The organism is Vibrio echinoideorum, from assembly GCF_024347455.1.
Classification (GTDB): domain Bacteria; phylum Pseudomonadota; class Gammaproteobacteria; order Enterobacterales; family Vibrionaceae; genus Vibrio; species Vibrio echinoideorum.
The window spans coordinates 1,143,004-1,169,218 of the sequence record NZ_AP025484.1 but is presented as its reverse complement, the minus strand read 5'-3'; the positions used below and the strand labels follow the sequence as shown (position 1 = coordinate 1,169,218).

The 26,215-nt window shown below is 45.3% G+C and carries 9 protein-coding genes and 2 tRNA genes; 7 read left to right on the top strand and 4 right to left on the bottom strand.

The genetic code is table 11. The annotated features are described in order from the left end of the window. Nucleotides 1-98: 98 nt before the first annotated feature. Nucleotides 99-13,289 carry a VCBS domain-containing protein gene (locus tag OCV36_RS21400; protein WP_167853013.1) on the bottom strand — a complete coding sequence of 4,397 codons (13,191 nt, stop codon included), beginning with the start codon at nucleotides 13,287-13,289 and terminating at the stop codon, nucleotides 99-101. 233 nt (nucleotides 13,290-13,522) lie between these two features. Here OCV36_RS21400 and OCV36_RS21395 point away from each other — a divergent pair, with 233 nt between their 5' ends. From OCV36_RS21395 to copI, 5 genes are all read left to right on the top strand, one after another. After that, nucleotides 13,523-13,990, top strand: a complete 468-nt coding sequence (locus tag OCV36_RS21395; RefSeq protein WP_135455215.1) for a hypothetical protein — start codon at nucleotides 13,523-13,525, stop codon at nucleotides 13,988-13,990. A gap of 177 nt (nucleotides 13,991-14,167) precedes the next feature. Then, nucleotides 14,168-15,532, top strand: a complete 1,365-nt coding sequence (locus OCV36_RS21390; protein ID WP_390903453.1) for a TolC family protein — start codon at nucleotides 14,168-14,170, stop codon at nucleotides 15,530-15,532. 11 nt (nucleotides 15,533-15,543) lie between these two features. Continuing rightward, the gene (locus OCV36_RS21385; RefSeq protein ID WP_135455213.1) at nucleotides 15,544-17,283 is read left to right on the top strand and encodes an efflux RND transporter periplasmic adaptor subunit; all 1,740 of its coding nucleotides are present in this window, start codon (nucleotides 15,544-15,546) and stop codon (nucleotides 17,281-17,283) included. Next, nucleotides 17,280-20,423 (top strand): efflux RND transporter permease subunit, encoded by a 3,144-nt coding sequence (locus OCV36_RS21380; protein ID WP_135455211.1) that lies wholly within the window; start codon nucleotides 17,280-17,282, stop codon nucleotides 20,421-20,423. Before OCV36_RS21385 ends, OCV36_RS21380 begins: the two co-directional genes overlap by 4 nt. Before the next feature lie 106 nt (nucleotides 20,424-20,529). Continuing rightward, on the top strand, nucleotides 20,530-21,135 hold the full coding sequence (gene copI / locus OCV36_RS21375) for a copper-resistant cuproprotein CopI (RefSeq protein ID WP_135455209.1): 606 nt from the start codon (nucleotides 20,530-20,532) through the stop codon (nucleotides 21,133-21,135). 108 nt (nucleotides 21,136-21,243) lie between these two features. Here the strand turns inward: copI and OCV36_RS21370 are convergent, their stop codons facing one another. Beyond that, a complete protein-coding gene (locus OCV36_RS21370) occupies nucleotides 21,244-21,501 on the bottom strand; it encodes a hypothetical protein (protein ID WP_135455206.1) in 258 nt (85 codons plus the stop codon). A 299-nt stretch (nucleotides 21,502-21,800) separates the two neighbouring features. Here OCV36_RS21370 and OCV36_RS21365 point away from each other — a divergent pair, with 299 nt between their 5' ends. Further along, nucleotides 21,801-24,086: a glycoside hydrolase family 9 protein gene (locus OCV36_RS21365; protein ID WP_135455204.1), complete on the top strand. Its 2,286-nt coding sequence runs from the start codon at nucleotides 21,801-21,803 to the stop codon at nucleotides 24,084-24,086. 170 nt (nucleotides 24,087-24,256) lie between these two features. On the opposite strand, the gene OCV36_RS21360 is transcribed toward OCV36_RS21365, so the two are convergent. Both OCV36_RS21360 and OCV36_RS21355 read right to left on the bottom strand, forming a co-directional pair. Continuing rightward, nucleotides 24,257-24,331: transfer RNA gene (locus tag OCV36_RS21360), tRNA-Gly, on the bottom strand. Nucleotides 24,332-24,369: 38 nt separating this feature from the next. Continuing rightward, nucleotides 24,370-24,444: transfer RNA gene (locus OCV36_RS21355), tRNA-Gly, on the bottom strand. Nucleotides 24,445-24,964: 520 nt separating this feature from the next. Here OCV36_RS21355 and OCV36_RS21350 point away from each other — a divergent pair. Beyond that, entirely contained in the window at nucleotides 24,965-26,128 is a 1,164-nt protein-coding gene (locus OCV36_RS21350) for a threonine/serine exporter family protein (protein ID WP_017058966.1), read from the top strand. Nucleotides 26,129-26,215: the final 87 nt, after the last annotated feature.

The following is a 26,215-nucleotide window of genomic DNA, read 5'->3' as shown; positions in this document are numbered from 1 at the left end:
AACAGGGAGCAAATAATGCTCCCTGTTGTGTTGGCTTTGAGTTTAAGCGGTAAGTTGCAAGCACTAAGCGTTAGGCAATAAGCACTTTATATGTGGAGTTATGAGTTAGGGTCTATGTCCGGTAATCCATCGATATCGTGGTGGTGATGCTCATCATCCTGGTTATGGTTGATGTTTGCATCATGGTGTTCAAGCGCGTCTGACATATCCAAGTGCGCTTGGTCATGTGTCGTTGCATCTTGATGGTCAACTTGCGCTAGTACGATGTCCATGTCCGCAGGTTGATCGTGGACAGTTGTTGATGTCGCATCGGGTTTAATGCCCAATGCATCCAGATAAGCTGCTGCACCGTGGTGGCTGGTTTTCTCATCTGGTTCTTGATGGGTCTGCTGGGTTAAATCTAGATTACTATCATCGCTTAGTGTGACCGTAAAGTCTGCTTGCGAAGCCATGTCTGGCTCGTCATGTTGAACAGGAGGCGGTGGTGGTGGAGCTGGGTGTGAGGAATGGGCGATCGGGGTTATTGTCATATCGACCACCTCGGTACCTATATTCAATTTACCGCTATGTCCCGGCCCATGGCTTAGTATTTGAATGTTGACATGCGCGACCACTTCATCTTGATTCGTACCTTGTAAGGCAACTTCGAACTTGTCTTCATGTTGACCAATGCCAGAAGCACTGCCATGTGGCCCTGTGTGAACATTTGCTTGTTCTTGATAATGTAAATTACCGGTTTGAGGATCAATGGTTAGTGTTCCATATTGCCCATGATGACTGGTCACATATTGTCCATTTGGTAGATGAATTCTCCAACCGTGTTGTGTGGTGGGTACTGGTGTTAAAGACGGCAATTGTGGTGGTATGCCAAGCGTGCCAGACACTTGATGACTTCCCGATGGTGGTCTGACAACGATCGGTTCAGGTATAGCACTTGCAGCAAAACCTTGGCTACCTGCGGTATTACCGTGTTCGTCAGTCATTGTTGCTTGCACATTAGAACCTGGATGAACTTCAATTTGTATTCCATGCTGAAGAGTGTGAGCATCTAATACATGATCCTGACCGTTAACAACAAGATGCTCACCGATTTTAGCATCACCAGGAGGCGTAACGGTTGCTGTAATCGTATTTGCATGGCCTCGGGCGATTTCAGCTTTGCTGTATAAGTTGTCTGCCCCTGTGTTTTCAAAAGTGATAGTAGGAACGCTAACCTGAGTGTCGACTTGATAAACAACATCTGTGGTGGTGTGAGTGCTGTTACCTGCGCTATCTGTTACCGCGATTGACGCTTCAATTTTTTGGTCAGCATCTGCAGTTAACTCGCTACCAGGAACGGCAATGGAATAGTGTCCTTGTGAGTCTACAGCGCCAGTATGTTGTGCCCCATTGACGTTCAAAGTAACAATGTCACCGACATTAAAATCACCAGAAACACCCCCTGTGATATCAACAGATGAATTGGATTCTTGAGCGTTAATTACATTATCAGCGGTAATTGGATCGGTCTGAATAGCGACATGTATTTGCGTATCAACGGTGAAAACTTGTGAACCTGTGGTTGCACTTCCCGTATTTCCCACTGCATCGGTTGTTTGGATCGTTGCTTCAATAGAATGTATTGGCGCAGCTTGACCACTTGCATAACTAGTATGAATATTAGCACGCTCCAACACTCTGCCATCAACTGGAATTGAGAAGTGTCCGCTAGCGTCAACAGTGCCCGTGAGAGACAGAATATTCGCCCCGTTTATTTTCAGGCTTACTGTATCACCTGCGTGATAATCACCAGTCACCGTCCCTGTTATCGGAATGCTTTGACCCGATTCAAGGGCATTAAGTACGTTATCTTGTGTAACTGAATCGACGGTTATATGTGGAATAGGGTTCTGTGTATCGATTAATAATTGAGTTGAAATACGAGGTGTTGAATTGCCAGCAGTATCTACGGTACCCACTTGTATTGGGTAGTCGTGATCGGACGCCAGAATGTTTTGGTGAACAGATGCACTAAGGGTCAATGACCATGAACCATCCGATTTTACGGTCGCGTCATAAAAATGATTATTACCAACGACAACATACACGACATCACCAGGGTCGATATTAGAGGTGGTTCCTGTTATTACCAACGGCTGGTTATTCTCAGTAGCATTTAGTGCATTATCTTGCGATATCGGGTTCACTGTCACTGTGCCGGGGGTTGTATCTAAGGTGAAGCTAAAGTGAGTCACTGGAGATAAGTTGCCTGCGATATCAGTTTGTCTTACCTGCAGGTTGTTTACACCTTCTACTGGATTAAATACTGAACTCCAACTGTGTCCGCCATCATTTGAATATTCTACTTTTGCGCCTGCTTCCGTTTGAATTGAAAGCTGAGAGTCTTTAGTGATTAAGTCCGGAGTATTCGTAGAGTATCGACCTGTGTCGTGGGCCAATGACACTGTTGGTGGTGTAATTGAATTATCAAGGGTGAAGTTTAATGACGTGTTGGCCGACACATTACCTGCGGTGTCAGTTTGTCTTAGGTTAACGCTGTTTGAACCTTGTTGTGGTGTAAAACTCGACGTCCATGTGTGTCCGCTGTCTGTTGAGTATTCAACGGTTGCACCTACTTCTTGCCCTCCAATCGTTAGGGCGCCATCGTGAGTGACTAAGTCAGAATTACTACTACCAGTGTCGTGAGTCAGTGCTATGGTCAGTGGTGCAATCACAGTGTCGACGTGAACTGAAAGTAGTGAAGATGTTGCAGGTATAGATGAAGACGGAGCAAGCGCTTTAGCCGATAGGTTATGATCGCCATCTGTTAAGTTGCTTACCACTGCACTGTATTGACCAGATGCGTCAGATACTGCGTGTCCAATTGGTGTGGAGCCATCGTAAATAGTGACCTGCGAATAGGGAATATCAGTGTGTCCCGTTATTGTTGGCGTTGTCTCTTTGGTGACGTTATCCGTATTTGATTTACCTGTATCACTCGGTGTTATTAAATCTACTGTAACTCCATTGTTTGGTGGCGTATTTGTTCCAGTAGGTAAGCTTGGTTGAATTGCCGTGATTAATGGATTAGTAAGTACACTTGTTGAAATTGTTGGTTGTTGTCCAGGTACAACTGAAATATGACCATTGGTATCAAAAGTTATGAATGTCGATGATTCGCCACCATGATTGTCAGCCACCTTTACTTCAAAAACATCGGTTCCGTGATAGGTGTGCGTTGCTTTGTTATAAGCCATCCCTGCAACCGAAGAGTTTGCAGTGTACACATAGGCACCTGAATCCGGATCGACAGAGATTGAACCAAATTGCCCTGTTGAACTGACGACAGAGAAAGTATGTGTATCTTTAACGTCAACATCGGTTTCAGTGAGGGTTCCCGTTGTCGGGGTGGTTTGGGTAACGGATAGTATAGGGTCATCATTGGTACCAACGACGGTGATGACTATTTGGTGTTTATCTCCTCCGCGAGAAACCACTTCATATGTGACTTGATGTTTTTCGCCTTCAGCAAGCCTATTTAAATTGTTGTTCGAAACCGAGTAAGTCCAGTCGCCGGCTCGGCCAATACTTAAATCACCTCCAAATGGGTCACTCACCGCATGTACATTTCGGTTGGCAACGAATTCACTTTCCCCTGCGTCAGGGTCGGAAACAATTAACACTCCTGATACTGCCACGGTATGTTGAGAGTCACCTTGAACGTGGACATCTTCTTTTACTGAGCCTGTATCGTCTACTGAAAATAAAGCGGCATCATTGACTGCTGCTAATGTGGTAGTGGCCCCAGTATGAGTAATACCACCATGAGCATCTTTCACGTCATAAGTGAAATGTACTTGTCCGTTATAGTCTTTGTCAGGATTGAATGTAAAAGTCCCGTCTTTATTATCAATAACAACACCATGATCTGAAACTAAATTAGCAATGCTTAATTGACTGGCATCATTGGCGTCAACATCGACGGTATTAGCAAGTAGATCTGCAGTGGTTAGCGTTTGCGCTGTATCTTCTTTACCTGAGTGAAGCTGTACTTCTGATGAGCAATATGGGCGGTCGTTACTACCATGAATTGTAATGACAATATCATGGGTTGTTCCATCTTTCGCGCGTATAGTTATGGTATCGGTAAGCGATTCTCCATCGCCTAATTTATCAATTGCAGTACCTACAGTACCTGGCATTGCACCATTGTTTTGACTGCCAGCATTTACATTATAATGCCAACTGCCATCCGCGTTTAATATAAGCTGGCCATAACTGCCATGATAGGTGTAGCCCTGAGACCCTACTTGGTTGGTATCGAATTCGTTTTCTCCCGCATCCGGATCTGAAATGGAAAGTTTGCCATCAGCATATAACATCGCCCCCGTTAAATGGCTCATTCCAGGCTGGGCATGATCAGGCGACATATCTTTGCCAGCCGTATTTTCAGTCACACTGCCGGTATCAACACCACTAATAATTGCATTGTCTTGTACCGCAACGAGTGTCGTTGTTGCCCCTGTATGCGTAACACCACCATGGGCATCTTTGACATCATAACTAAAATGAACAGTACCGTTGTAGTCTTTCTCTGGTGTGAACGTGAATGTACCGTCTTTGTTATCTAAGAGCGACCCATGATCTGAAACTAAATTTTCAATGCTAAGTTTGCCGACATCATTGGCATCTACATCAACAGTATTAGTAAGTAAATCGGCAGTGGTTAACGTTTGCGCGGTATCTTCTGTTCCTGTGGCAAGTGTGACTTCAGAACTGATATAAGGTCTATCGTTATCGCCATGAATGGTAATTACTATGTCGTGAGCTGTACCATCTTTAGAATATATGGTGATGGTGTCGGTCAGTGTTTGATTCTCACCCAGTTCATCAATGGTTGTGCCGACTGTTGTTTTGCGATTACCAACCCAATCAACGTTGCCAACGGTCACGTCGTAATGCCAAGTACCATCAGTGTTTAACAATAAGTGTCCGTATTGTCCATGGTAGGAGTTATTCCAAGCTCCGCCTTTAGAGTCAAATTGAGATTCACCAGTATCAGGGTCAACAATATCCAACTTACCATCAGCCGTTAATGCAGATTGTCCGAGTTTCGCCATGCCAGGTTGTGCGTAATCTGGTGACATATTACCAAAGCTACCATGCCCTTCATCGACATCGCCCGTTGTCGTTCCAGTGATTACTGCTACGTCCCCAACGGCATCAAAATGAAGAGTATTTGTAGCCTCTGTAGAGTCGGTATGCCCATCGTTAACAGTATATTTAAACTGAACATCACCATTAAAATTTTGCGCAGGGACGAACTGAAGCTTACTGATGTCAGCTGTAGGGATGTGCTGCCCCGCAGTAATATCGTGGCCATCGAGTACAAACTTACCTTGTGTTGCTGGTGGTATATCTGTGATTGCGATGGAATGTAGCGTGTCGCCGGTATCAACATCCGTAAACCCAAACTGACTCGCTTGCATTTGATAATGCGTGTCTTCAGTGCCGTTACTTAGCGCAACTTGGGTAACGGTTGGCGCGTCATTGGTGCCAACAACGTCTATGTGCAACTCGTATGCCGTTCCATCATAACTATGAACACGGTAGACAACGGTTTCAGTTTGCCCTTGAGCAAGGTGTTGCAAATTGGCATTATTAACGCTGTACCCCCAATTGCCCATGCTATCAATACGTAACATGCCACCAAACGGATCGTGAACTGCTGATTCACCAAACTGGCTGTACTGGAATTTATTCTCCCCGCTATCTGGATCCACAACTTGTAGTCTTCCATTCGCGAGCTCAGTTGTAACCCCTGCATTGTGGCTGCTGTGTGCCCCATCTTCAGTGACGTGGTCAGTTGTCACTTCTGAAATGATGGCGCTGTCTGGGGTAGCCGTGAGTGTGGTAGACGCCCCTGTATGAGTCGTTCCGCCATGCGCATCTGTCACGTCATAGCTAAAATGAACCTGACCGTTATAGTCTTTGGTTGGGGTAAAAGTGTATGTGCCGTCTTGATTATCTAGAATAGAACCATGATCAGCGTGAAGATTCGCAACGGTGAGTTTGCCTAGGTCGTTGCTATCCACGTCTATAGTGTTTGCTAAGAGTTCGGTGGCTGTGATGGTTTGCGCGAGGTCTTCTTTACCGCTGTTGAGCTGCACTTTTGAAGAGCAGTATGGACGGTCATTGCTACCGTTTATGGTAATTACAATATCGTGCGTAGTGCCATCTATAGAATGGACAGTGATGGTGTCAGTTAACGTATCACCTTTACCAAGTTGGTCGATGGCGGTCCCTCTGGTGGTTGGTCGCCCACCAATATGACTGACACTGCCTGCATCGGCAACGTAATGCCAACTACCATCAGGGTTTAAAATTAAATCACCATAAGTACCATGGTAGTTATAGGCATTGGTGTGGGAAGCAAAACCTTGTTCGCCTTTATCTGCGTCAACAATGGTTAATTGTCCATCGGCATATAAAACACTATTTCCCAGTGTTGCCATTCCGGAGTGAGCAAAATCGGGTGACATATTATCACCCGCTGTTTTTTCAATGACAGAACCCGTATCCACACCACCAATAATGGCGGCATCACCAGTACCAGTAATAGTAATGGTTAGGTTTTCTGTTGAGCTGCTGTTGTGCTCATCAGTGATTGTGACTGGAATCGTAAGGGTTTGAGTTTGTTTATCTGCCAGATGTTGGTAGGTACTATTCGAAGGATCAAAGCTGTAGCTACCGTCTTTATTTAAGGTCAATCCATCTACAGGATTTGCTACTGAATAAGTTAACTGGGCACCATCATCGATATCTGTGCCGGCCATTTGACCTTGGAGTAATTGCCCATCTTCGGTAACCGAGTGCGATTGCGCAGCAATAGTTGGTTTATCGTTGGTTCCATTAATCGTAACTTTGATTGTTGATGGAGTACCATCGATGGAAGAGATAATGAAAGTTTCTTCGACCTTATCGCCGACGTTCAATTGATTAAACGCGCTGTTGGCGGTGAAGGTCCAGTGACCATTAGCATCAATGTTTAGGTTGCCGTTGGCACCAATAATTGAATTCGGTGTGAACGCATTATCTGGGTTATCTATGTCGGTGCTGATCAACGTACCTGATGTGGTTACCGCTTTGTCAGTCTCATCGATAACGACGGTCGCACTGCTAACAGTGGCTTTGTCATTGGTTCCGTTGATCGTTACTTTGATGGTCGACGTTGTGCCATCAACGGATGACACAGTAAAGGTTTCTTCAACTTTGTCACCGACGTTCAACTGATTAAACGCGCTGTTAGCGGTGAAGTTCCAATGACCATTGGCATCAATGGTCAGATCACCGTTGGTCCCCGTAATGGAACCTGACGTAAACGCATTATTTGGATTATCCACGTCGGTACTGGTTAGCGTACCTGAAGCCGTTACCGCTTTGTCAGTCTCATCCACACTGACTGTTGCTGTACTGACCGTCGCTGCATCGTTAGTACCGTTAATCGTCACTCTGATCGTTGACGGTGTGCCATCAACAGACGACACAGTAAAGGTTTCTTCGACTTTGTCACCGACGTTCAATTGATTGAATGCGCTGTTGGCGGTGAAGGTCCATTGACCACTTGAATCAATGTTAAAGTCGCCGTTAGCACCAGACACTGTACTTGGTGTGAACGCATTATCAGTGTTATCGATATCGGTGCTGGTTAGCGTGCCTGAGGTAGTCACCGCAGTATCGGTTTCATCCACAGCAACAGTGGCAGTGCTAACCGTGGCAGCATCATTGGTGCCATTAATCGTGACTTTTATAGTCGAGGGTGTGCCATCAACGGACGACACAGTAAAGGTTTCTTCTACTTTGTCACCGACGTTCAACTGATTAAACGCGCTGTTGGCGGTGAAGCTCCAGTGACCATTGGCATCAATAGTCAGGTCACCGTTGGTGCCAGTAATCGAATCCGGTGTGAATGCATTATCTGGATTATCCACGTCAGTACTGGTCAATGTTCCTGATGTCGTTACCGCTTTGTCAGTCTCATCCACACTTGCAGTTGCGGTACTGACCGTTGCTTTGTCATTGGTGCCATTAATCGTCACTTTGATGGTCGAGGGTGTGCCATCAACGGACGACACAGTAAAGGTTTCTTCAACTTTGTCACCGACGTTCAACTGATTAAATGCGCTGTTGGCGGTGAACGTCCAACGACCATTAGCATCAATGTTTAGGTTGCCGTTAGTACCAATAATTGAATCCGGTGTGAACGTATTCTCTGGGTTATCGACATCGGTACTGGTTAGCGTTCCTGAAGTTGTCACTGCTTTGTCGGTTTCATCGATAGCTACGGTTGCGCTGCTAACAGTAGCTTTATCGTTGGTTCCGTTGATCGTAACTTTGATCGTTGATGGTGTTCCATCGATGGAAGAGATAGTGAAAGTTTCTTCGACTTTGTCACCGACGTTGAATTGATTAAATGCGCTGTTGGCGGTGAACACCCAATGTCCATTAGCATCAATGTTTAGGTTGCCGTTAGTACCGGAAATAGAATCGGGCGTGAACGTGTTATCTGGATTATCGATATCGGTGCTGGTTAGCGTGCCTGACGTGGTAACCGCTTTGTCCGTCTCATCAATAGCTACGGTTGCGCTGCTAACAGTCGCAGCGTCGTTAGTACCATTAATTGTCACTTTGATCGTTGACGGAGTGCCATCAACAGATGACACCGTGAAGGTTTCTTCGACCTTATCGCCGACGTTCAATTGATTAAACGCGCTGTTAGCGGTGAAGTTCCAATGACCATTGGCATCAATGGTCAGGTCGCCGTTGGTGCCTGAAATGGAATCCGGTGTGAACGTATTATCTGGATTATCAACATCGGTACTGGTCAACGTTCCTGAAGTAGTTACCGCTTTGTCAGTCTCATCCACACTGACTGTTGCGGTACTGACCGTCGCTTTATCGTTGGTGCCATTAATCGTCACCTTGATGGTGGACGGTGTGCCATCAATAGACGAGACCGTAAAGGTTTCCTCAACTTTATCGCCAACATTTAACTGATTAAATACGTTGTTGGCGGTGAATGTCCAATGGCCATTGGCATCGATGTTTAGGTTGCCGTTCGAGCCAATTAGTGAATCTGGCGTAAACGTATTGTCTGGGTTGTCTAAATCGGTGCTGGTTAGCGTGCCTGACGTGGTTATCGCTTTGTCAGTTTCATCGATAGCAACGGTCGCGCTGCTGACGGTGGCTTTATCATTGGTTCCATTGATCGTCACCTTGACGGTGGACGGCGTGCCATCAACAGATGACACCGTGAAGGTTTCTTCAACTCTGTCGCCGACGTTTAATTGGTTAAACGCGCTGTTAGCGGTGAAGTTCCAATGACCATTGACATCAATAGAGAGGTTGCCGTTAGTGCCAGTGATGGAATCTGGCGTGAATGCGTTGTCTGGATTATCGATATCGGTGCTGGTTAGCGTACCTGAGGTGGTTACCGCTTTGTCAGTTTCATCGATAGCAACGGTCGCACTGCTAACAGTGGCTTTGTCATTGGTACCATTAATCGTGACTTTTATGGTCGAGGGTGTGCCATCTACAGACGACACCGTAAAGGTTTCTTCGACTTTATCGCCGACATTCAACTGATTAAACGCGCTGTTGGCGGTGAAGACCCAATGACCATTGGCATCAATAGTCAGGTTACCGTTGGCGCCTGAAATGGAATCTGGTGTGAACGTATTGTCTGGGTTGTCTACATCGGTACTGGTTAGGGTGCCTGAGGTGGTTACCGCTTTGTCAGTCTCATCGATGGCGACGGTCGAACTGTTAACAGTGGCTTTGTCATTGGTACCATTAATCGTGACTTTTATGGTCGAGGGTATGCCATCAACGGACGACACAGTGAAGGTTTCTTCGACTTTGTCACCGACGTTTAATTGATTAAATGCGCTGTTGGCGGTGAATGTCCAATGTCCATTAGCATCAATGTTTAGGTTGCCGTTAGTACCGGAAATAGAATCGGGCGTGAACGTGTTATCTGGATTATCGATATCGGTGCTGGTTAGCGTGCCTGACGTGGTAACCGCTTTGTCCGTCTCATCAATAGTTACGGTTGCGCTGCTAACAGTCGCAGCGTCGTTAGTACCATTAATCGTAATTTTGATCGTCGAAGGGGTGCCATCAACAGAATTTACAGTGAAGGTTTCTTCAACTTTGTCACCGACGTTCAACTGATTAAATGCGCTGTTGGCGGTGAAATTCCAATGTCCATTAGCATCAATGGTCAGGTCGCCGTTCGTGCCAGTGATGGAATCTGGCGTGAATGCGTTGTCTGGATTATCGATATCGGTACTGGTTAGCGTGCCTGAAGTTGTCACTGCTTTGTCAGTCTCATCGATGGAGACGGCGGCACTGCTGACCGTAGCAGCGTCGTTGGTACCATTAATTGTCACTTTGATCGTTGACGGAGTGCCATCAACAGATGACACCGTGAAGGTTTCTTCGACCTTATCGCCGACGTTCAATTGATTAAACGCGCTGTTAGCGGTGAAGTTCCAATGACCATTGGCATCAATGGTCAGATCACCGTTGGTGCCTGTAATGGAACCTGACGTAAACGCATTATCTAGGTTATCCATGTCGGTACTGGTTAGCGTACCTGAGGTGGTTACCGCTTTGTCAGTCTCATTGATGGCAACAGTTGCGCTACTGACGGTGGCTTTATCGTTGGTGCCATTGATCGCAACTTTGATTGTTGATGGTGTGCCATCAACGGAAGAGACAGTGAACGTTTCTTCGACTTTGTCGCCGACGTTTAACTGATTAAATGCGTTGTTGGCGGTGAATGTCCAATGACCATTAGCGTCAATAGTTAGGTCGCCGTTGGTGCCTGTAATGGAGTTTGGCGTGAACGTATTATCTGGATTATCTACATCGGTACTGGTGAGGGTTCCAGAAGTTGTTATAGCGCTGTCAGTTTCATCCACACTGACCGTTGCTGTACTGACCGTCGCTTTATCGTTGGTGCCTTTGATCGTGACTTTGATCGTTGATGGGGTGCCATCGATGGAAGAGACCGTAAAGGTTTCTTCGACCTTATCGCCAACGTTCAATTGATTAAACGCGCTGTTAGCGGTGAAGTTCCAATGACCATTGGCATCAATGGTGAGATCACCATTAGCTCCAACAATGGAGTCTGGTGTGAACGTATTGTCTGGGTTATCAACATCGGTACTGGTTAGCGTACCTGAAGTCGTCACAGTTGTGTCAGTCTCATCGATAGCAACGGTCGCGCTGCTGAGAGTAGCGGCGTCGTTAGTACCATTAATCGTAATTTTGATCGTCGATGGGGTGCCATCGATGGAAGAGACAGTGAACGTTTCTTCGACTTTATCGCCGACATTTAATTGATTAAACGCGCTGTTAGCTGTGAAGAACCAGTGACCATTGGCATCAATAGTCAGGTCACCGTTGGTGCCAGTAATCGAATCCGGTGTGAATGCATTATCTGGATTATCCACGTCAGTACTGGTTAGTGAACCCGCAGTTGTTATTGCTTTGTCAGTCTCATCAACAGCAACAGACATACTACTTACTGTGGCTGAATCATTGTTGCCATTGATATAAACATTAAGTTCAAATGGCGAGCCATCTTTTGTGTGTATTTGAAAGTGCTCGGTTAGAGTGTCGCCATTATTAAGTCGGTCTATCACCGGGTTATTATTGTCAGCTATGTAAGACCAAGTGCCTTGGCTTGTAAGTTTCAATTCACCATAGGTTCCATGCAGACTTTCGGGCAAAAACTCTGACTCATTACTGTCTCTATCATCAACATATAATTGGCCACCTGTATGTAGGTGGCCATTTTGTACATTGATATCTTCATATACGGCCTTACCTAACCCAGTGGGAGATGCGCTAGTGCTTGTTTTCGAGAGGAGGTTTGGGGAGTAACTGCTTACAACTGGATTATCATTCGTACCATTCACTGCAATGGTTATTTGATGAGGCGTACCGTCAGCAGAGTGAACCGTGATGGTATCCGTCGCTGTTGAACCTTGTCCTAAGGCTTGAACGGTAGGGTTCTGGTTATCTAAATCATAAGCCCAAGAACCGTCTGGTTGGATGGAGAGGGTGCCCAAATGGCCTTGAAGTTGTTCGGCTTGAAAGTGATCTTGGTTTAAATCTGGGTCTGAGACGGTTAACTGCCCATGAGCGTGTAATGTTGAATCTTCGACCAGAGTTCCAGTATCTAATCCACTAACTACGGCGTTGTCATCGATTCCACCGACCGTCATTTCGATGGTTTGAGGAGTACCATCTTTAGTATGAATCGTGAATGATTCATGAAGGCTAGTTAATGAAGTGAGTGCTTGGATATTAGGAAGTGAGTTGTCAACTTGGTAATGCCATGCACCATTGGCATCGATTGTCAGCGTGCCGTATTTCCCGGCAATCGTTTCAGCAATAACCGAACTTTGATCATGGTCTGGGTCTACCACATCAATTTTGCCCGCTGCATTCAATAAACCATGAGAATCTACGTTTTGATCTTCAGTCACTACACCGCGTAAATCTCCTGAAATGGACGGAGTATCTTGTTTTCCGGAAATTGGAATTTGAACAACAACACTCGATCCATTTGATAAATGAAGCATGAACTTATCTGTACCGGGTTGATTCTGGTGCAGCAAAACATATTGAGGGGAGAGTGGGTTTAGTACAAAGGTGTATTTACCACTCACATCGACATGCAGTTCTCCATATTTTCCTTGGATAACTTCCGGTGTGAAGGTAACTGGAACGTTCGGTGTTGTCGGTTGATTTTTCGTGGGAGGTGTTATACCGCCTGCCTCAATTGAAGGAAGAGAACTGGCTGGAACGTAATGGACTTGAGGATGTGACAAGCTAGAAAGGTGATGTGAAGGTCTTAATGTCGTTTCACCTTTCTGAGAAGCAAGCTCATGATCAGCAGCAACGTTAGAGTCGTGAATATTTCTTGTTATTGGTTTTTGATTTTCGTCTTTAGAAATATGTTCACTTTGATGAACGTCACTTTTTTGGTTGTCGGATAGCTCTTGTTGAACTAACTTGGCATCGTCGATTGATGTGTTGGTTTCCGCTGAGGCGTGCTTCGCTAAAGAAGGTAGAATGAGCATTAAAGATTGAGAGAGAGGCACATTAACCTTTAATTTCGAATGCAATCGGAGTTTCTTTTGAGTCTTCCGTTTCGACGCCTCTATGGGTTTGGTGTCTTGATGCTCTTTTTTATCGAGCTTTGGGCTTTTTTTGACGTTGTTTTTTTTAGTCATTTTTTCATCCGTGAATCTCTATTATTCTTATCTAAGTAAAATACACAGATCGAGGTTTAGCGAGCTAATGAGATAATTTTTAAAGAAAATTTCCTTAAATCAAACGACTCTCTCACTTTAGTGTAAAGCGTGTTGAATATTCATTCGGCTATTGGTTAAAGATATTGAGTAATGAACTTGACCTTACCCTAAGGGTAACCTTTATAGTTAGCTTGAAAACCTAAAGGTAAGCTATGACAAACACACTCCGTACAACTTGGATTACTGTTTTCAGCATCGTTGCGATGTTGGTGTCTAGCTACGCCTCAAGTTCATCGATCATGATGACCAATGTGATGATGTCTCAAATGGGTTCGAACCAGTCCGCTTGTTACCATAGTGATGCTTTGGCAGATGATATGGTGGCGGAATGCCACGTCGTAAGCTCCGAATCACACGCTGAACACACCAATATGGTGGATGCTCAGGTATTTGATTCTCAGTGTCATATGTCTCCAGAGAGCGGAGATTGTGGCGACATGATGGGAAACCATTGCTCTGGTTCCGACTGTTGTGCCTCTGTTTGTTCTACAGTTTCTTACCCTATTCAGGCTGTTCAAACTGTTAATCCATTTATCTCTTCATTCGCTCGTTTTCAATCTGTCACTATTGGCCAGAAAGTCGCACGCGCTCAATCTTTACTACGCCCACCCACCGCATAAATCTATATCTAAAAACATAGCGATATCAGGGGAATAAATCTGATACGCCAATCTTTTATATGCGTTATTTAACGCTAGATATGGACATTCATTGTGAATATAAAACCAACAACTTCCGTGTTTGAAATAAACGCGAGTGTCGTGGTCGCTGTTGCCTTTGTTTCGAGTGCTGCCTTTATTTCAGCCAGTGCTTTAGCTGCTGCGCCTACTTCAACACAAGCCGATCCACAGAGCTCAACACAGCAACTCAATACACTGATTGAGATTGCTTTAAGCGAAGATGGAAATCGCAAACAGTACTTTGCTCAGTCTCAAGCGATGCGAGAAACGGGCATTGCCAACGCGACCTTAATGGACCCGAAACTAAAAGTCGGATTTGGCGGTCTGCCAGTCGATAGCTTCCAGTTTGATGAAGACCCGATGACCAATATTTCGGTCGGTCTAATGCAGCAATTTGAACGTGGCGATACGCTGGATCTTCAGCAGAAAAAAGCCGGTCAGCAAGCGGATGGGTTAGCGCTTCAAGTGCAGGCTCGTGAGCTTACCGTTGCTAACAGCATGACGCAGCTTTGGCTTGAATTGGGTTACCAGAAAGTCGCAGAAGGTGTTATGCGTGAAAACCGACGCCTTTTGGTTGAGCTAGAAAACTATGTGCAAACCAACTACTCGATTGGTAAAAGCGAAGCGCAAGATCTGCTTAATGCTCAGCTTCAAGTCAGCAAGCTTGATGAAAAGTTACAAGCCAATCAGCAAGTTCAACGCCGCTTGATCTCTCAACTGTCTGAGTGGCTCGGTTCTGATTGGTTAGGGAACCAAGCGATTGACTCTCAGGCTCTTTATCCTCAGGGGAGGCTTCATGCGACCAACTACATTGATTGGTCGTTATTGGAGAGCAAGTTGGCGACTAACCGTGATTCAACCAAGCACTATCAACTGTTGACGGATCATCCGCTCGTTAAGATCACAGATGCGACTATCTCATCTAATCAAACTCAGGTAGAGCTAGCCGAGCAAGCGTATACGCCTCAATTTGGCGTGGAAGTGATGTATGCCCATCGACAAGCGAACAACATGGCTGGCGAACCTGCCTCTGATCTTGTCAGTGCTTATCTTACTGTCGATATCCCTTTGTTTACGGGTAACCGACAGGATAAGAACTTGTCGGCGGCTCAGTACCAAGTTGGTGCAGCTAAATCCCAAAAAGACACCTTACTTTCCCAAATGAACGCGCAAGTGAATGCATTATTGGTGGATAAGGCGAACCTCACCCAGCGTTTAGAACGCTACCAAAGCACTTTGCTTCCTCAAACTGCCGCTCGAATTAGTGCGGTTGAAAGGGGCTATCAAAACAATACCGCTCAGTTTAACGATGTCATTTTAGCAACGACCGATGAGCTGGCGCTTAAGTTAGAGCAACAACGTTTGATCACCGATCTCAACATAGTTAACAGTAAACTGGCGGCGTTAGTCAGTGGTTTTGAATACCAAGTAAACCAACCACAACTCAACTCAAGCGCAACTAAACACACAGCCAATCAATAAGGGAATAGACAATGAATACAGTAAAAGTAGCGACTATCGCTTTGTTGGTCGGTGGTGCATTGGGTTTTGGTGTGAATCACTTTGTCATTGGTTCAGCACATAACATGTCAGCGATGGCAGGAGTGGAGGGAGCGGAATCTAAAGCTGACGAAAGTAATGAACCTCTGTATTGGGTTGCGCCTATGGACCCAAATTATCAGCGAGACAAGCCGGGTCAGTCACCTATGGGGATGGATTTAATTCCTGTTTATGCGGATGACTCAAGTGCGGGAGCAGACAAGGCGGGAACTGTGTATATCGACCCGTCGGTAGAAAATAATCTTGGTGTCAAAACAGCAAAAGTTAACTTTGAAGCGTTGTCTCCTCGTATTGAAACCGTGGGTTACGTGGCGTTCGATGAAAGTACATTGTGGCAAACCAACGTAAGAGCAGCAGGCTGGGTTGAGAAGCTTTATATCAATGCTGTCGGTGAGAAGGTGAATAAGGGCGATGTGTTGTTCACACTTTATTCTCCAGAGCTGGTTAAGGCACAAGAAGAGTTACTTAGCGCTTATAAAACGGGTCGCAAAGGGCTGGTCAAGGGATCCACTGAACGCTTGATCACCTTGGGTGTCGATAAGGATCAGATTCGTTCGATCACTCGCCGAGGTAAAGCCTCGCAAACCATAAAAATTAAAGCACCCGCAGATGGCGTTATCGCTAGCCTCAATATTCGTGAGGGTGGTTATCTTTCGCCTGCGCAAGCGGTAATCAGCGCAGGCCCTCTAGACGAGGTGTGGGTTGATGCCGAAGTGTTTGAGCGCCAAGCTCACTGGATCTCATCGGGCAGTAATGCAGAGATGACACTGGATGCGATTCCGGGCAAAGAGTGGCAGGGCAACGTTGATTATGTGTATCCAATTCTTGACCCGAAAACTCGAACTTTACGCGTTCGTTTAAAGTTCTCCAATCCCCACGGCGAGCTAAAGCCAAATATGTTTGCCAATATTGCGCTGAAACCCATTAGTGATGAAGCCGTTCTTACTATCCCAAGATCTTCGGTGATTCACTCCGGTGGTATGACTCGAGTGGTAATGTCAGAAGGTTCTGGAAAGTATCGTTCTGCTCGTATTGAGGTTGGTCGTGAAGCTGGCGAAAAAATAGAGGTGCTTCAAGGGCTGGAGCAAGGCGAAAACATTGTCACTTCTGCACACTTCATGTTGGATTCTGAATCGAGCCAATCAGCTGATCTGTCACGCATCAATGGTGTTGAGGAAGATGCTGAAACTGTATGGGCAAACGGTGAAATTTCCGATGTTATGCAAGGCAGTCGCATGGTGACGATTAACCATCAGCCTGTTCCAGAATGGGATTGGCCGGGCATGGTGATGAACTTCACCTTTGCGGAAGGCTTGGACATGAGTGACGTGCAGCGTGGTAAGGCAATTGATTTTGAGATGAGAAAGACAGAGTCAGGGCAGTACGAGGTTGTTGATTACAAGGTCAACAAACACAAGATCGCTGGCGAAGTTTGGGTAACAGGTGACATCACTATGTTGATGGCAGATTTTGGCATGATCACCGTAAAACATCAGCCAGTCCTTGAGTGGAATTGGAAGGCGGGTGAAATGAACTTCCAAGTAAGTGATGACCTTGATTTATCCGAGTTTACCGAGGGTCAAAGCATTCGGTTTCTAGTGGCGAAGCAAGGTTCTGATTATGTGCTCAAATCTCTCGAACCGACGAATAGCACGGGTGAGGGCACATTATGATCAATGCAATCATTCGTTGGTCCATCAGTAACCGATTCTTGGTTCTGGTTGCCACTGTAGCCATCGTATTTGGCGGCTTATACAGCGTTAAAAATACGCCCGTCGATGCTATCCCAGATCTTTCTGATGTCCAGGTGATCATCAAAACCAGCTATCCGGGGCAAGCGCCTCAAGTAGTCGAAGATCAGGTGACCTATCCGCTCACAACGGCGATGTTAGCCGTTCCGGGTGCAGAAACGGTTCGTGGCTACTCGTTCTTTGGTGATTCCTATGTCTATATCATCTTCAATGACGATACCGATATGTACTGGGCGCGTTCACGAGTGTTGGAGTACTTAAGCCAAGTTGCACCTAACTTGCCATCGAGTGCCAAGCCAACACTAGGACCAGATGCAACTGGTGTAGGCTGGGTTTACAGCTATGTACTGCAAGACAAAACCGGTAAGCACGACTTAGCAGAGCTTCGTAGTCTGCAAGATTGGTTCTTGAAATACGAGCTGCAAACCGTAGAAGGCGTGTCTGAAGTGGCGACCGTTGGCGGCATGGTGAAGCAGTACCAAGTACAGATTGATCCTGCCAAGTTACGTGCTTACGACCTAACACTTCAGCAAGTCAACAAGGCAATCCAAGATGGTAATCAAGAAACCGGTGCGTCTGTCGTTGAAATTGCCGAAGCCGAGCACATGGTTCGTACAACCGGCTACCTCACAAGCATCGAAGACATTCAATCTCTGCCGCTAAAAGTGACCGACAAGGGTACTCCTCTGTTATTGGGCGACATTGCCGACATTAACCTTGGCCCGCAAATGCGTCGTGGTATCTCTGAACTCAATGGTGAGGGCGAAGCGGTTGGCGGCGTTATCGTGATGCGCTTTGGTGAAAATGCCAGTGAAGTGATCGACTCAGTTAAATCCAAACTCGCTAAACTGCAAGCGGGCTTACCTGATGGTGTCGAGATTGTCGCGACTTATGATCGTTCTACTTTGATTGATTCAGCCGTTGAAAACCTTTGGAAGAAGCTTGCTGAAGAGTTCATCGTGGTCGCCGTCGTGTGTGCGCTGTTCTTGTTCCATATCCGTTCGTCGTTGGTTATCGCTCTAAGTCTGCCTGTCGGTATCTTGGGTGCATTCATTGTGATGCATTGGCAGGGTATTAACGCCAACATCATGTCTCTTGGTGGAATAGCGATTGCGATTGGCGCCATGGTGGATGGTGCCATAGTAATGATCGAGAACGTTCATAAACATATTGAACGGACTCCGCTCACTGACAAAAACCGTTGGCAAGTGATTGGTAAAGCAGCAGAAGAAGTTGGCGCACCGCTGTTCTTCTCTCTGATTATCATTACCTTGAGCTTTGTACCTGTGTTCGCGTTAGAAGGACAAGAAGGCAAGATGTTCTCGCCACTTGCGTTTACCAAGACGTATGCGATGGCCGCAGCAGCCGGTTTGGCTATCACGCTTGTGCCTGTGTTAATGGGCTACTTTATTCGTGGCAACGTGTTACCTGAAAACAAGAATCCAGTTAACCGCAGTTTAGTGGCGATGTACAAGCCGCTTCTAAACCTCAGCCTAAAATATCCAAAGGTGATGATTGTTATCGCACTTGGCTTAATGGCGTCTGCCTATTACCCAACCAGCAAGCTTGGTAGTGAGTTCATTCCTCCTTTGGACGAAGGGGATTTGATGTACATGCCAACCACGTATCCGGGTATCTCAATAGGTAAGGCTCGTGAGTTGTTGCAACAAACCAACAAGCTCATCAAAACCATTCCAGAAGTCGAAACCACATGGGGCAAAATCGGACGCGCAGAAACGGCAACCGATCCTGCGCCACTGACCATGATTGAAACGGTGATTCAGCTTAAACCACGAGATGAGTGGCGTGACGGTGTCACTACAGAGTCGCTGCGTAAAGAGTTTGATGATCTGATTCAGTTCCCCGGTTTAACCAATGCTTGGGTTATGCCAATCAAAACCCGTATCGACATGTTAGCGACCGGCATTAAAACCCCAATCGGTATCAAAATCGCAGGCCCGGATCTGAGCGTAATTGAAGATATTGGTTCTCAGCTGGAACCTATCTTAAATGGTGTTAGCGGTACGGCTTCTGTGTATGCCGAACGTGTTGCTGGTGGTCGTTATGTGACGATAGACATTAAACGCCGCTCTGCTGCGCGATATGGCTTGAGCATTAAAGAAGTGCAACAGGTTATCTCGACTGCAGTTGGCGGGATGAATGTGGGTGAAACCGTTGAAGGGCTAGAACGTTACCCAATCAATGTACGTTACCCACAAAGCTATCGTGACTCTGTCGTTAAGTTGCAGAACCTGCCGTTAGTGACACCAAATGGAGCGCGAATTGCTCTCTCTGATGTTGCGGATATTCGTTATGAAGATGGGCCTCCAATGATAAAGACGGAGAACGCGCGTCCTAATGGTTGGGTGTTCGTTGACATCGAAGGGCGTGACTTAGGTTCTTATGTGGCTGAAGCGCAACAAGTCGTTGCCGAACAAGTTGTATTACCTGCGGGTTACTCGCTCGCTTGGTCTGGTCAATACGAATACATGGAGCGCGCGAAGGAGCGTTTGAGTGTCGTTGTGCCAATCACCATCGCCATCATCATGTTGTTGCTCTACCTAAGCTTCCGCCGCGTCGGTGAAGTGATGATGATCATGGCAACACTTCCTTTGGCTATGGTGGGTGGACTGTGGTTGATGCATTACCTCAATTACAACTTCTCGATAGCCGTGGGTGTTGGTTTTATTGCACTTGCAGGCGTTGCGGTCGAGATAGGCGTGATCATGTTGGTTTATCTCAACCAAGCGTGGCACTACAAAAAGCTCGATGCAGAACAAAACCAACAAACGCTTCAACAAGCTGATCTAACTGATGCCATTCGTGAAGGCGCAGGACTGCGTGTGCGCCCTGTGATGATGACGGTTCTTACGGTGATCATTGGTCTCATTCCAATCATGTATGGCGAGGGTACGGGCTCAGAAGTGATGCAACGAATCGCAGCACCAATGATAGGCGGAATGGCTTCTGCCCTGTTGCTTACCCTACTGGTGTTGCCTGCAATCTTTAAGCTTTGGAAACAGCGTGAGATTACCCAAAGCCAAAACGAGACAAACCAATAACGTCTTGATTATTGGACCTTACTTACCAAAACAGAGTGGGTAAGGGCGCACCATATGAACATGTGAAACTAACAAATAAATAACTGAATTAATCTAAGGAACGATCATGAAAAAGACACTTATTGCGATTGCATTGACGTTAACTACTGCAACCGCGTTTGCTGCAATGGACCATTCAACTGTTGACCATTCAAGTATGGATCATTCAGATATGGACCACTCGATGATGAAAAATGGAGAAATGGATCATTCAAAAATGGATCACAGTATGATGACGAGTGGAAAGATGGACCATTCAAAGATGATGAATATGGGTGGAATGATGGGCATGGAAGGTATGTCAGAAGTTGGGATGCCAGCTCAAGGCGCGAAGCCCGATAAAGTGGTTCATGTGCTGCTAAGTGATGATATGAAAATCACATTTAAAAACAAGGTCGATATAGAGCCAAATGACGTAGTGCAGTTTGTTGTGATGAATACAGGCAAGATTGATCACGAATTCTCGATTGGTTCTGCCTCAGAGCAGCTAGAGCATCGTGAAATGATGAAAAACATGGGTAATCACGCTCATGACTCGGGTAGCACAGTCACGGTTAAGCCGGGCAAAGCGAAGCAGATGCTTTGGCATTTCCACGGTGATAATCAAGTCGAATTTGCCTGCAATATTCCAGGACACGCGGAAGCGGGCATGGCGAAGTCGATAACGCTTTAGGCATTATCTAATAGAGCTAGAAATAGCTGCTAGAAAAGTACTAAAAACAGAAAGCTAAAAGATAAGTCTTAGCTCATCGCGCTAGTTGAGACTTATCTTTCTTGGCCACTACTGTAATAGGATCGATGTTTCCAGTAGGTGGTGAGCTTCGCCACTAAGATGTGGTAACTCTGACATGATCTTCTTAAGTTTGTCGTCGATTGATTCTGCTTCATTCAGCGATCGAAAAGCCAGCACGGCCTGTTCTGGTTCGCTGCTCACATAACCTTTCAACGTATTAAGCTGAATTTTGTTCGCATTTTCGACTTTTGACAGTGCGACATTGATTGCTTCGATGTTTATTGTTAACTCATTGCTTTTAAACATTTTTAATTATTTTTGGTTGTTGCTAATGCGCGCACATTAACACAACTGTTTTTTTGGATATTGACCAAGATTATTAAACCCGCACTTTTATGAAATCTGAGTTTAACTGAGAAGCACTAGCACAATATCGTTTTGTCTATCCATGCAATTGATTCATGAGCTTGTTCCTTAGTGTTAAACATGACAAGAAATCATAATATTTATTTTTACGAGTCTATTTTTTGCGAATGTTAACTCTCTATTATTGAATCTATTTCGCTAGTTTCCTTGGAGATATGAAACATCTTTAAGGAATAATGATGCAAAAAGGAACGTTATCTCTCGCGGTTGTCATGATTTTATCTTCTGGAGTAACTTATGCAGAAGAGCAGATTAGAAATAGTCACTTTAAAGGCAATATGGATGGTTGGTGGAATGCTGGCGCCAACATAGCAACAGAAAGTAATGAAGCGTGTATTGATATTAAAAACCCAGGGAAAAATTCTTGGGATGTTATTTTAGGCCATAGCGGTATTGGCTTAGAGCAAGGTCAGAAATATCAGGTATCGTTCGATGCATATGCAAATATTGATACTGAGATGAAAGCCTTGATCCAACATGAAGGGCCTCCTTATACGCATTATTTTCTAAGTGACGTGGGTGTATCAACAGACAAGCAAAGCTATACGTTTGATTTTGTACAAGAACTTGATAGTGACGCCGATACAGAATTCCAGTTTCAATTAGGCGCACAGAAAACGGGTGTCATCTGTGTTGATAATGTTTCTGTTGTAGGTAAGCCATTTGTAAAAGTAGCGACTAAGACGCCTATTCGAGCTAACCAAGTTGGCTTCTTACCTCAATCCGACAAGTATATCTTTGTTGAAAACTCGTCAACTGAACCTCTTAAATGGACATTAGTATCTCAATCAGGGATCAGCCTTGATCTCGGTAAAACAGAAGTCTTCGGTTTGAATAAAGCGTCGGGTGAGCACATTCACCGAGTTAACCTTTCAAACTATACAGAGACAATGAACGGATTAACGATCAAAGTCGGCGATGATGTCAGTTATCCATTCGATATTCGAAACGATGTTTATAGCCAGTTAAAGCTCGATGCCTTGTCTTACTTTTATCAAAATCGTAGTGGCATTGAAATAAAGCCAGAGTTCGTTCAACGTGATGATCTTGCGAGGCCCGGTGGCCACATGTCTGATACTGCAACATGTTTTGATAAAGTTGATAGTTGGGGAAATAAATGGCCTGGCTGCGACCTGACTATTGATGCGACCGGTGGTTGGTACGATGCGGGCGACCATGGTAAATACACGGTGAATAGTGGTATTTCAACTTGGACACTTCTGAACTTATACGAGCGAGGTAAGTTCTTAGAGAACAAATCACTTCCTTTTTCAGAGAGCAAAGTAAAAATCCCTGAAGCAACCAATGGCGTGAACCCGCTGTTGTCTGAAGCTCGCTGGAACATAGAGTTCATGTTAGCGATGCAAGTTGACTCTGACACGCCTATCGCCGTTCCTGTTGGTAATCAGTCTGCGAGTAAAAACCTCAAACTTACCGAAATTAACGCGAGAGGGCTGGCATTCCACAAGATCGCGGATGAGTCTTGGACTGGCATGCCATTACCACCACATAAAGATACTCAGAAACGTTATGTTGGTTATCCCACTACTGCGGCTTCATTGAATCTGGCGGCAATCGGTGCTCAGTGCGCACGTATTTGGAAAGATATCGACAGCGACTTCTCACAGTTATGCTTGGATTCAGCGACCAAAGCGTGGAACGCCGCAAATCAACATCAAGATATCTATGCTTACGACAACTTTACAGGTTCTGGGCCGTACGATGATATCGAATTGAGTGATGAGCGATACTGGGCTGCAGCCGAGCTCTTTATCACAACCAATGATGAGGCTTACAAAAAAGTATTGATTGATTCCCCGCACTATCTTGAAGTGCCGAAAGGGAACATCAATGCGGATGGAGACATGTATTGGCAGTATATAGCGCCTGCGGGCACCGTGAGTTTAGCCGTGGTACCCAATTTATTGGACAGCCAAGTTATTGAACAAGCACGTAAGAACATCATTAAAACGGCAGAATCTTATACCAAGCAAGTTGCCAATGAAGGCTATAACATTCCTTATACCGTCGAAGAGTATTCGTGGGGCTCAAACTCCAACCTTGTAAACCGAAGTATCTTTTTGATTTACGCTCACGATTTTTCTAATGATGTTCGATACATCAAAGCGGCGGCTAGTGCGATGGATTATATCCTCGGAGGTAACCCGATGAATATCTCTTATGTTACTGGTTATGGAACGAAATCTGCAGAGAATCCTCATCATCGATTCTGGGCTTACGCTGCGGATGAAAACTCACCAAAACCAGCGCCGGGCGCGTTAATTGGAGGACCAAATTCGGTAAGTTTTAGTGATCCTATTGCCGCTGTGATGAAAGGCAAGTGTGTTGGACAAACGTGTTACAGCGATAATATTGGAGCTTGGACGTTGAATGAAATAACCATCAATTGGAATGCGCCGCTTGTCTGGGTCGCGTCTGCTTTAGATGAAGGAAAGCTTGATTGAGGTAATCAATTAAATTAAGAATATTCAAAGAGTAATATCATTTGGTATTGCTCTTTTTTAATACAAAAAATCACACAATGAAGTGCGCAGTTTTAGGTTTTTAAGCTGAGATGAGATGGTGAATCTAAAGGGGTATTGTAACTAAAGAGAATTTGAAACTAAACAGAAGTTGGAGCGTGCAGCGGGAATCGAACCCGCATCATCAGCTTGGAAGGCTGAGGTAATAGCCATTATACGATGCACGCACACTGTCTTAAGAGTAAGACTGAGGCATCAAGAAGACTGGAGCGTACAGCGGGAATCGAACCCGCATCATCAGCTTGGAAGGCTGAGGTAATAGCCATTATACGATGTACGCACATCGTCTTAACGAGTTTGATAATGCCACATCTAACTGAAAACGAAACCTTTTTCTTTCATTTTTATTCTAAGTGCTCGCATAATCACCACTCCGCTAGTTTTTCAATCGTATCTGGCGTTTTAAGAGTGAATAAAATGTGATTAAACTCTCGTTAAGCTCACGATTCAAAGTAACATTTGATTTATTATTTTTGGAGACGTACGTCGGGTGAATTTATATACGAATACAGAGTGCTATTACCCCACAAACGTAAGCAAAATCTACGACTGTACGTGTTAATACAATCGTGATCTAAGCCGACTATCCAAGTAAATCGATAACAATAGGGATGCATAGATTTAACTTACGAAGGATTCGTATTATTCAGTAAACTAATCCCAAATGAGTAGAGTTATAGAGACTTCTAAGCCTTTGCAGAAAAAAGTAACGAGTTCAGTTGATAATTCGCGCAAAAGTCTCGTCATTCCGTCTATCGTTTGGTACATTTGCCGCACATTTTGTCTCCGCTAAAATACCCATGCCTTCTCAGTTCCGAATTAACAAAATTGTTGAAATTGGTGATACTCTTCACCGCAGTGGTTGCGCTCCGTATAAGCTTGAAAAATATACACAATATTATGCTAAAAAGCATGGTGTGGATGTGATGATCCAAGCAACGCCAACCGCGATCAATTATCAGTTTCCAGACGATAACAACGCTGTGATTCTTAAGCGTCTAAAGCCTGCTTCAATTAACCTGAGTTTGTTGGCCAATACGATCATTCGTATTAACCAACCGAGCAGTGAGCCCGTACCAGAGCCTGTCGGTTATTCTAAATTTGTGACTGCACTTGCCAACATGGGTATTCCGCCTGCGTATTTGATGCTAGTAGGCAGTACGTTGGAAGCGGTTGGCTTTTCTGCGTTACTGGGTTTGATGGTTTGGGTATGCCAGCAAGTTCTTCATTCACGTCGCGCTATCGCGGTTGAATTCATCTCGGCATTGTTAACGGGTATCTTCGTGGCGTTTTTGGCAAGTACAGGTTTGCCGATCCCTGTGTGGGCATTGTGTATCGCCTCGATTGTCTTGTTTGTCCCCGGGTTATCCATAGCCAACGCATTAGAATGTTTGGCGTTTAATGATCTCGTCTCTGGTACCAGCTTGCTAGGGCAGAGCGCCTTAACCCTGATTAAGCTATTTGTTGGGATTATCATGGGGCTCAATATTGGTGAAGCGATATGGGGACAAGCGGTCTCCATCGACTATACCAATGCGGTTCCGATGTGGATGCACATATCTGGCTTGGTGCTGATCTCTGTGTCTATCGGTGTGATGTTCAATGCGCGTCCTAAAGACATCTTACTTGGCTTGCCAGTTGCGGTTCTGGGTATGTGGGGGCCGTTTTATCTAGGTTTTGATAGTGGTTGGGTTGTGGGTACTTGGGTAACGACGGTTCTTATTACTTTGTACGGCACTTGGATTGCCAAGAAGATGGAGCTCACAGGCTCTATTTATATCGTGCAAGGGATCATCATTTTGGTTCCGGGTAGCCGCGTGCTGGTGAGTGCCAGTCAGTCTGTGTTCGAGCAGTCTATCTTGCCGATCCCTAGCATCGGTTTATCTGCGTTGTTTATGTTCTCCGCGATTGTGGCAGGACAAATCACAGCATATTCGATTTACTCGCCAAAAGTAGAGCGTTAAGCGGTTCTGCTTCTCAAATTTTTAAACAAACACAGCTTAGCGGCTGTGTTTGTTCGTTTTAGGTACTGCTTTTTTTAAGACAATTAG